Here is a 2,441-nt window from a genome sequence, read left to right on the forward strand (position 1 = left end):
GTAAGCGTACAGCCTGAACCGTCTGGTCAGAATCTGACGAATTAGACAAAGTGGTGTCCACCAAATAAGTAGTGGGAACCAAAGTATCAGATATGCAGAAAAATGTGACTCCCGGCAGGCGAAAAGGCTGCCCTAATTATCCTCCCGAATTTAAACAGCAGCTCGTTGCTGCCTCCTGTGAACCCGGGATATCCATCTCAAAACTTGCTCTTGAAAATGGCATTAACGCCAATCTGTTGTTCAAATGGCGACAACAATGGCGCGAGGGAAAGCTGCTATTACCTTCTTCAGAGAGCCCCCAGCTACTTCCTGTGACTCTCGATGCAGCTGCCGAACAGCCAGAATCGCTCGCAGAGGACCCGGAAACCCTCAGTATCAGCTGTGAGGTAACGTTCCGGCACGGGACGCTCCGCTTCAATGGCAATGTCAGCGAAAAGCTCCTGACTCTGCTGATACAGGAACTGAAGCGATGATCCCGTTACCTTCCGGGACCAAAATTTGGCTGGTTGCCGGTATCACCGATATGAGAAATGGCTTCAACGGCCTGGCTGCGAAAGTACAAACGGCGCTGAAAGACGATCCCATGTCCGGCCATGTTTTCATTTTCCGGGGCCGCAGCGGCAGTCAGGTTAAACTGCTGTGGTCCACCGGTGACGGACTGTGCCTCCTGACCAAACGGCTGGAGCGTGGGCGCTTCGCCTGGCCGTCAGCCCGTGATGGCAAAGTGTTCCTTACGCAGGCGCAGCTGGCGATGCTGCTGGAAGGTATCGACTGGCGACAGCCTAAGCGGCTGCTGACCTCCCTGACCATGCTGTAAATCTCTTTATCCTGGTTGTCACAGAATAAGCCCGGTAAAATACGGGCTTATGAACGACATCTCTTCTGACGACATCTTCCTGCTGAAACAGCGCCTGGCCGAACAGGAAGCGCTGATCCACGCCCTGCAGGAAAAGCTGAGCAACCGGGAGCGCGAAATAGACCATCTGCAGGCGCAGTTGGATAAACTCCGCCGGATGAACTTCGGCAGTCGTTCCGAAAAAGTCTCCCGCCGTATCGCACAAATGGAAGCCGATCTGAACCGGCTTCAGAAAGAGAGCGATACGCTGACTGGTAGGGTGTATGACCCGGCAGTACAGCGTCCGTTGCGTCAGACCCGCACCCGTAAGCCGTTCCCTGAATCACTACCCCGTGACGAAAAGCGACTGTTGCCTGCGGCGCCGTGCTGCCCGAACTGCGGCGGTTCACTGAGCTATCTGGGCGAGGATACCGCCGAACAGCTGGAGTTGATGCGTAGCGCCTTCCGGGTTATCCGGACGGTACGGGAAAAACATGCCTGTACTCAGTGCGATGCCATCGTGCAGGCACCTGCACCTTCGCGGCCCATCGAGCGGGGTATCGCCGGACCGGGGCTGCTGGCCCGCGTGCTGACCTCGAAGTATGCAGAGCACACCCCGCTGTATCGCCAGTCAGAAATATACGGCCGGCAAGGTGTGGAGCTGAGGCGTTCACTGCTGTCGGGCTGGGTGGATGCATGCTGCCGGCTGCTGTCTCCGCTGGAAGAGGCGCTTCATGGCGATGTCATGACTGACGGCAAACTCCATGCCGATGATACCCCGGTCCAGGTACTGCTGCCGGGTAATAAGAAGACGAAGACCGGGCGGTTGTGGGCGTATGTTCGTGATGACCGCAATGCCGGGTCAGCGTTGGCACCTGCAGTGTGGTTCGCTTACAGCCCGGACAGAAAAGGCATCCATCCGCAGACTCATCTTGCTTGCTTCAGCGGTGTGCTGCAAGCGGATGCGTACGCCGGGTTCAACGAGCTGTATCGCAATGGTGGGATAACGGAAGCTGCCTGCTGGGCTCATGCCCGCCGAAAGATCCACGATGTGCACGTCCGCATCCCGTCAGCACTGACGGAAGAAGCCCTGGAGCAGATCGGTCAGTTGTACGCCATAGAGGCGGATATAAGGGGAATGCCGGCAGAGCAGCGGCTTGCTGAACGTCAGCGAAAAACGAAACCGCTGTTGAAATCCCTGGAAAGCTGGTTGCGTGAAAAGATGAAGACCCTGTCGCGACACTCAGAGTTGGCGAAGGCGTTCGCGTACGCACTTAACCAGTGGCCGGCACTGACGTACTATGCGAACGATGGCTGGGTGGAAATCGACAACAACATCGCTGAAAATGCCCTGCGGGCGGTCAGTCTGGGTCGTAAAAACTTCCTGTTCTTCGGCTCTGACCATGGTGGTGAGCGGGGAGCGCTACTGTACAGCCTGATCGGGACGTGCAAACTGAATGACGTGGATCCAGAAAGCTACCTTCGCCATGTGCTTGGCGTCATAGCAGACTGGCCGGTCAACCGGGTCAGCGAACTGCTTCCGTGGCGCATAGCACTGCCAGCTGAATAACACATCCCCGTCAATACGGCCCTCGCTGTACGCTTA

3 protein-coding genes are annotated in these 2,441 nt (G+C 56.8%); all 3 read left to right on the forward strand.

The features are described from left to right. Positions 1-92: 92 nt before the first annotated feature. Genes tnpA through BEB54_RS27910 form a run of 3 tightly spaced genes read left to right on the forward strand, consistent with a single transcriptional unit; the run spans position 93 to position 2,405 of the window. A complete protein-coding gene (gene tnpA, locus BEB54_RS27900) occupies positions 93-473 on the forward strand; it encodes an IS66-like element accessory protein TnpA (RefSeq protein WP_001171554.1) in 381 nt (126 codons plus the stop codon). Continuing rightward, positions 470-817 carry an IS66 family insertion sequence element accessory protein TnpB gene (gene tnpB / locus BEB54_RS27905; RefSeq protein ID WP_000612591.1) on the forward strand — a complete coding sequence of 116 codons (348 nt, stop codon included), beginning with the start codon at positions 470-472 and terminating at the stop codon, positions 815-817. Before tnpA ends, tnpB begins: the two co-directional genes overlap by 4 nt. 49 nt (positions 818-866) lie before the next feature. Then, positions 867-2,405 carry an IS66-like element ISEc8 family transposase gene (locus BEB54_RS27910; RefSeq protein ID WP_089580670.1) on the forward strand — a complete coding sequence of 513 codons (1,539 nt, stop codon included), beginning with the start codon at positions 867-869 and terminating at the stop codon, positions 2,403-2,405. The last annotated feature ends 36 nt before the right edge of the window (positions 2,406-2,441 follow it).

It is taken from the genome of Escherichia sp. MOD1-EC6021, from assembly GCF_002965245.1.
GTDB lineage: Bacteria > Pseudomonadota > Gammaproteobacteria > Enterobacterales > Enterobacteriaceae > Escherichia > Escherichia coli_F.

Bases quoted from the DNA above. Each gene is read 5' to 3' on its own strand.
- tnpA (WP_001171554.1), top strand. From the start codon at position 93: ATGCAGAAAAATGTGACTCCCGGCAGGCGAAAAGGCTGCCCTAATTAT.
- tnpB (WP_000612591.1), top strand. From the start codon at position 470: ATGATCCCGTTACCTTCCGGGACCAAAATTTGGCTGGTTGCCGGTATC.
- BEB54_RS27910 (WP_089580670.1), top strand. From the start codon at position 867: ATGAACGACATCTCTTCTGACGACATCTTCCTGCTGAAACAGCGCCTG.